Origin of the sequence: Acidisoma sp., assembly GCF_035492295.1 — a bacterium.
In the GTDB taxonomy this organism is placed as follows: domain Bacteria; phylum Pseudomonadota; class Alphaproteobacteria; order Acetobacterales; family Acetobacteraceae; genus Acidisoma.
Genome location: NZ_DATJJK010000136.1, coordinates 23382 through 29795 on the forward strand (window position 1 = coordinate 23382; position 6414 = coordinate 29795).

Here is a 6414-nt window from a genome sequence, read left to right on the forward strand (position 1 = left end):
TTTTCATGTGGGCCTCTGTTATGAGGAATGAGCAGGATGCGCTTCCCGCCCGAGTTGCTGACGCCTGAGGAGATGGCTGCGGTGGACGCCCGCGCGCCGGGCCTCGGGGTGCCCGGCGTCACGCTTATGGAAAATGCGGGGCGCGCGGTGGCCCGCGCCATCCGCCGGCGTTTCCCCCCGTGCCGGACGTTGGTGCTCTGCGGCCCGGGCAATAATGGCGGGGACGGTTTTGTGGTGGCGCGCCTCCTGCAGCAGGAAGGCTGGCCCGTGCGGCTCGCATGCCTGGGCGCGCCCAAGGCGGGCACGGATGCCGCTGCCATGGCTGCATCCTGGCGCGGCCCTGCAGCGCCGTTCACGGCCGAGGAAGCGGCCCGCGCCGATCTCGTCGTCGATGCCGTGTTCGGCGCCGGGCTGTCGCGCGATCTGGACCCGGAGATTTCGGAGGTGCTGACCGCGGCCCGCCGCATCGTCGCGGTAGACGTGCCGAGCGGTCTCGACGGCGCAACCGGCGCGGCGCGCGGGGCGGTCGCCCGCGCGGTGCTGACCGTCACCTTCCACCGGTTGAAACCCGGCCATCTGCTGCTGCCGGGCCGCGCCCTTTGCGGCGAACTCGACCTCGCGGACATTGGCATGCCGGCTGGCGCGATGCTCAGAGATCAGGTGAAAACCTTCGTCAATGGTCCTGATCTTTGGACATTACCGCAGCTGAGCATGGCCGGGCAGAAATACACCCGTGGCATGCTTTCGGTCCTCGCTGGCAGCGAGATGGCCGGCGCCGCCCGGATGGCCGCGATGGGCGGCCGACGGGTTGGCGCGGGGCTGCTCACGATGGTCGTGCAAGGTGATGGCGACGTTCTCCGCGCAACCGAGCCGGGGTTGATCGTGAGTGAGGCACCACTTCATGAATTGCTGCAGGATCAACGCCGTAAGACGTGGCTTTGTGGTCCTGGATTAGGTTTGGAGCGGGCGCGCCTGGCCTTGCCTGAACTCATCGCTGCCGGCCGGCGGATCGTGGCCGATGCCGATGCGCTTGGCGCCTGCGCCGGTGCGCCTGAGAAGCTCAGAGGGGTTTCCATCATCACCCCGCATGGCGGTGAATTTTCGAAACTTTTCGGCCCTGTGGGAGACTGCAAGCTGGCCGCGGCTCGGGCGGCGGCGGCGCGAATCGATGCCGTGGTTGTCCTCAAGGGCGCCGATACCGTGATCGCTGCCCCCGATGGCCGTGCCGCGATCAACCACAATGCGCCGCCGAGTCTTGCCACCGCCGGATCGGGGGACGTCCTGGCCGGGATCATCGCTGGCCTGCTTACCCAGGAGATGGAACCCTGGGCAGCGGCGGCGGCGGGCGTCTGGCTCCATGGCGAGGCTGCCAACAGGGCACCGCATGGTGCGGCGCTGATCGCGGAGGACCTGCCCGAAGGCCTGGTGCGAGCCCTCGCGGCCCTCACGGTCGGATGATTTCGCCCCGGCACAGACACGCCCTGTGGCGGCACCGCTTGTGGGGTCGGCGGAGGTGCTGTAAAGCGCGCCCCCTACAGCTGCGGCCTGCGGGCGTGGTGAAATTGGCAGACACGCCAGATTTAGGTTCTGGTGGCGCAAGCCGTGGGGGTTCAAGTCCCTCCGCCCGCACCAGTCTTCCGAACCGCGCCGGCACCCTCAGGGCCGGCGCTCGTCTTTGAACCCTCTCACGCCTTTCGTTCGACCCGGAGCCCAGACTTTCAATGCAGATCAACCAAACCCAGTCCGACGGGCTGAAGCAGGCTTTCTCCGTCACGCTGCCCTTCGCTGATCTCGAACAGAAGCGGCAGGCGCGGCTGGTTGAGCTGGGCCGCACCATCCGCCTGCCGGGCTTCCGGCCGGGCAAGGTGCCGATGTCCCTCCTGCAGAAGCGCTACGGCTCTGCGGTGATGGCCGAGGTCGCCGACGAGTCGGTGAACGAAGCGACCCGCCAGCTGCTCTCCGAGCGCGGCCTGCGCCCGGCCATGCAGCCCAAGGTCGACTTGGTTTCCGCGGGCGAGGACAAGGACCTGGAATTCACGCTCGAACTCGAGGTTCTGCCTGAGATCGAGGTGCCCAATCTCGGCGAAATCACGCTCACCCGCCTGAAGGCGGAGCCGGGTGACGAGGCGATCACCCAGGGTCTCGACAATCTGCTGAAAAGCCGCCGCAAGGAAATCGAGGTTACCGAAGAGCGCCCGGCCGCCCAGGGTGACGCGGTGGTGGTGGATTTCGTCGGCCGCATCGACGGCGTCGCCTTCGAGGGCGGCACGGCGCAGGACGTGCCGGTGGAACTCGGCGGTGCCGGCTTCATTCCGGGCTTCGCCGAAGGGATTGACGGCATCTCGGTGGGCGAAACCCGCACCATCAAGGTGACGTTTCCGGCCGAATACGGCTCGGCCGAGCTCGCCGGCAAGGACGCCGAGTTCGAGATCACGGCCAAGGGGCTGAAGCAGTTCGAGACGCCAGTGGCCGACGACGCGCTGGCGACCGAACTCGGCTTCGAGGATCTCGAGGACCTCCGCAAGTTCATCAAGGACCGTCTGCAGCGCGAACTCGATTCGGAGGCCCGCCAGAACATCAAGCGCCAGCTGCTCGATGCGCTCGCCGATCGTATCAGCTTTGCTGTTCCACCCAGCCTTTCCGAGAGCGAGTTCACCCAAATCTGGAACCGTCTCGAGGAAGAGAAGAAGGCCGGTCGCCTGGACGATGCCGACAAGGACAAGGACGAGGACACCCTGAAGGCCGAGTATCGGGCGATCGCCGACCGTCGCGTCCGCCTCGGGCTGCTGCTCGCCGAGATCGGCCAGAAGAACGGCATCACGGTCTCCAACGAGGAGCTGAACCGGGCGATCTTCCAGCATTCCATGATGTATGGCGCGCGCCAGCAGGAAGCGCTCGATATGTTCCGCAAGAACCCGCAGGCGGCGGAATTCCTGCGCGGCCCGATCTTCGAGGAGAAGGTCGTGGACTATGTGCTCGAGCTTGCGAAGGTCGAGGACAAGCCGGTGACGGCGGAAGAACTCGCGGCTGCGGTGGCGGCTGACGCCGAGGGCTGATCGGTCCCTCTTTTAATTTTGACGGAGCGGCCTCACATTGCGTTGAGGCTGTCTCTGTCTCGGCAATCTGCCGTCGCCATGCGGGGCGGCAGACGTCGGGGCCAGGGGCCTCTTGCGATACGGACAGGTTCATGAGGAAATGTCCGGGGAATCGCATCGCATCGCTCCGGGGGTCTCAACCCGGGCGGGGAAAGGACTGAGAATGCAAGACCGGGACCCTTTGACCGTCTTCAACAACACGCTGGTTCCGATCGTCGTCGAACAGACCTCGCGGGGCGAACGGTCCTACGACATCTATTCGCGCCTTCTGAAGGAGCGGATCATCTTCATGACCGGCCAGGTCTTCGACGAGATGAGCTCGCTGATCTGTGCACAGCTGCTGTTCCTGGAAAGCGAGAATCCGACCAAGGACATCGCCTTCTACATCAACAGCCCGGGCGGGGTCGTCACCTCCGGCCTCGCGATCTACGATACCATGCAATACATCCGTAGCCCCGTGAGCACCGTCTGCATCGGCCAGGCGGCATCCATGGGCAGCCTGCTGTTGACGGCGGGTGCCCCCGGCAAGCGCTTCGCCCTGCCCAATGCTCGGATCATGGTCCATCAGCCCTCGGGCGGTGCCCAGGGTCAGGCGACCGATATCCAGATCCAGGCCCAGGAAATCCTGCGGATCAGGCAGCGCCTGAACGAGATCTACGTGCGTCACACCGGCCAATCCCTCGACACGATCGAGAGGAAGCTGGAGCGTGACAGCTTCATGTCCGCGGTCGAGGCCCAGGAGTTCGGGCTGATCGACGAGGTTGTGGAAAGCCGTCCGGCGGGGCCGGACGAGCCCAAGGCGGCCTGACGGCAGGGTCCATTCCCGCCGGGCAAGGCTGCCCGGCGCGTCTGGCCCGAAACTTGGATGGCCTATCGCGCGTAGACTTCGATATGCCGCTGCTCGGGGCGCAGACCTACCGGACCTTCCCCCCGATCGGACCAAGGATAGACGTGATGGCGGACCCGCCAGCCGAGGGCGGCGGGGCCAGCACCTTGTTTCTTAATGCTTCCGGGGCGTAGTCTGGATGACCGGCGCCTGGGCCGCCCCGGGAGAGGAGCCTGCCATGAGCAAGACCAGCGACTCTAAGAACACCCTGTACTGCTCGTTCTGCGGCAAGTCCCAGCACGAAGTACGCAAGCTGATCGCGGGACCGACGGTCTTCATCTGCGACGAATGCGTCGAGCTCTGCATGGACATCATCCGTGAGGAGAACAAGACCCATCTCGTGAAGTCGCGCGATGGCGTGCCCACGCCGCGCGAAATTTGCAAGGTGCTGGACGATTATGTCATCGGTCAGTCACATGCGAAGAAGGTCCTGAGCGTCGCGGTTCATAATCATTACAAGCGTCTGGCCCATGGCCAGAAGCACAATGATGTGGAGATCGCGAAGTCCAACATCATGCTGCTCGGCCCAACCGGCTCCGGCAAGACGCTGCTAGCGCAGACGCTCGCCCGCATGCTGGACGTGCCCTTCACCATGGCGGATGCGACGACGCTGACGGAAGCCGGTTATGTCGGCGAGGATGTCGAGAACATCATCCTCAAGCTGCTCCAGGCGGCCGACTACAATGTCGAGCGGGCGCAGCGCGGCATTGTCTATATCGACGAGGTCGACAAGATCAGCCGCAAGTCGGACAACCCCTCCATCACGCGCGACGTGAGCGGCGAGGGCGTCCAGCAGGCGCTGCTCAAGATCATGGAGGGCACCGTCGCCTCGGTGCCGCCGCAGGGCGGCCGCAAGCATCCGCAGCAGGAATTCCTGCAGGTCGACACGACCAATATCCTGTTCATCTGCGGCGGCGCTTTCGCCGGCCTTGAAAAGATCATTTCGGCGCGCGGTCGCTCCACATCGATCGGGTTCGGCGCCAAAGTGATGGCGCCCGAGGATCGCAAACAGGGCGAGATTTTCCGCGATGTCGAGCCCGAGGACTTGCTCAAATACGGCCTGATTCCGGAATTCGTCGGCCGGCTCCCGGTGGTTGCCACACTGGAGGATCTCGACGAGGCCTCGCTCAAACGCATCTTGACCGAGCCGAAGAACGCGCTGGTCAAGCAATATCAGCGAATGTTCGAAATGGAGACTGTCGATCTGACGCTCGCCGAAGAGGCGCTCGCGGCGATCGCCCGCAAGGCGATTGACCGCAAGACCGGCGCGCGCGGCCTGCGCTCGATCATGGAGAGCATCCTGCTCGATACCATGTTCGATTTGCCCAGCCTGGAAGGCGTCGAGGAAGTAGTGATCTCCCGCGAAGTGGTCGAGGGCAGCGCTCGGCCGCTCTATATCTACGCCGATCGCTCCGACCGCGCCGGAGATGCCGGCGGGGCGAGCGCCTGACGGGTGGGCGAAGCCCGGACCCGCGATTCGATCCGCGGCCCTTTGTCCCGCTGCCTGCCAAGTCGGTTTTGCCTGGAAAACCGGGCTTTCTTGACTCGCCCGCCGGGCAACGCCACCTATAGCGTTCAAGCGATGGAAATGTACGAGAAATCGCGTGGAATAGACCGGATGGCGAACGAGTCATATTAATAATCGCCGTTCCGGCCTTCGGGCAGTCCGTAGCAGCAGCGCCATCGGCGGGCCGCGAACGGGGGTGCCAAAACAAAAAGGAAGTGGGCCATGACAAGCGCCGCCAAACCTAAGCCGCTCGTGACCGGCGAAAGCCGCGCCTATCCGGTGCTGCCGCTGCGGGACATCGTTGTCTTCCCGCATATGATCGTTCCGCTCTTTGTCGGCCGCGAAAAGTCGATCAAGGCTCTCGAAGAAGTGATGCGTTCGGATACGTTCATTCTGCTGGCGACGCAGAAAAACGCGTCCGACGACGATCCGGCTCCCGATGCCATCTACAATGTGGGCACGCTCGCCAGCGTGCTGCAGCTGCTCAAGCTGCCCGACGGCACCGTGAAAGTGCTGGTCGAAGGCGCCGCGCGCGCGCAGGTGAAGAAGTACACCGACCGCGAAGAGTATTTCGAAGCCGAGGCCATGGTGGTGGCGGACTCGTACGGCGATCAGGTCGAGGCCGAGGCGCTTGCGCGCTCGGTCGTCAACGAGTTCGAAGGCTACGTGAAGCTGAACAAGAAAGTGTCGCCGGAAGTGATCGGCGTGGTTCAGCAAATTGAAGATTATGCCAAGCTGGCCGACACGGTCGCGTCGCATCTGGCCGTGAAAATTCCTGACAAGCAACTGATCTTGGAGACGCCGATTGTCACCGAGCGGTTGGAGAAGGTACTCGGCCTGATGGAGAGCGAGATCTCTGTCCTCCAGGTGGAAAAGCGCATCCGCACGCGGGTGAAGCGCCAGATGGAGAAGACGCAGCGCGAGTA

The 6414-nt window shown here is 64.4% G+C and carries 5 protein-coding genes and 1 tRNA gene; all 6 read left to right on the forward strand.

Features of this window, described 5'->3' with window-relative positions; genetic code table 11:
* Nucleotides 1-36 precede the first annotated feature (36 nt).
* Entirely contained in the window at nt 37-1458 is a 1422-nt protein-coding gene (locus VL752_RS09660) for an NAD(P)H-hydrate dehydratase (RefSeq protein ID WP_325354561.1), read from the forward strand.
* Nucleotides 1459-1547: 89 nt separating this feature from the next.
* Nucleotides 1548-1632, forward strand: a tRNA-Leu gene (locus tag VL752_RS09665).
* Nucleotides 1633-1721: 89 nt separating this feature from the next.
* A complete protein-coding gene (gene tig, locus VL752_RS09670) occupies nt 1722-3056 on the forward strand; it encodes a trigger factor (RefSeq protein ID WP_325354563.1) in 1335 nt (444 codons plus the stop codon).
* A 202-nt stretch (nt 3057-3258) separates the two neighbouring features.
* The gene (gene clpP / locus VL752_RS09675; protein ID WP_325354565.1) at nt 3259-3903 is read left to right on the forward strand and encodes an ATP-dependent Clp endopeptidase proteolytic subunit ClpP; all 645 of its coding nucleotides are present in this window, start codon (nt 3259-3261) and stop codon (nt 3901-3903) included.
* A gap of 256 nt (nt 3904-4159) precedes the next feature.
* The gene (clpX, locus tag VL752_RS09680) at nt 4160-5431 is read left to right on the forward strand and encodes an ATP-dependent Clp protease ATP-binding subunit ClpX (RefSeq protein WP_325354567.1); all 1272 of its coding nucleotides are present in this window, start codon (nt 4160-4162) and stop codon (nt 5429-5431) included.
* Nucleotides 5432-5710: 279 nt separating this feature from the next.
* Nucleotides 5711-6414 (forward strand): LON peptidase substrate-binding domain-containing protein (locus tag VL752_RS09685; protein ID WP_325354569.1); only part of this gene is annotated, 704 nt, incomplete at its 3' end.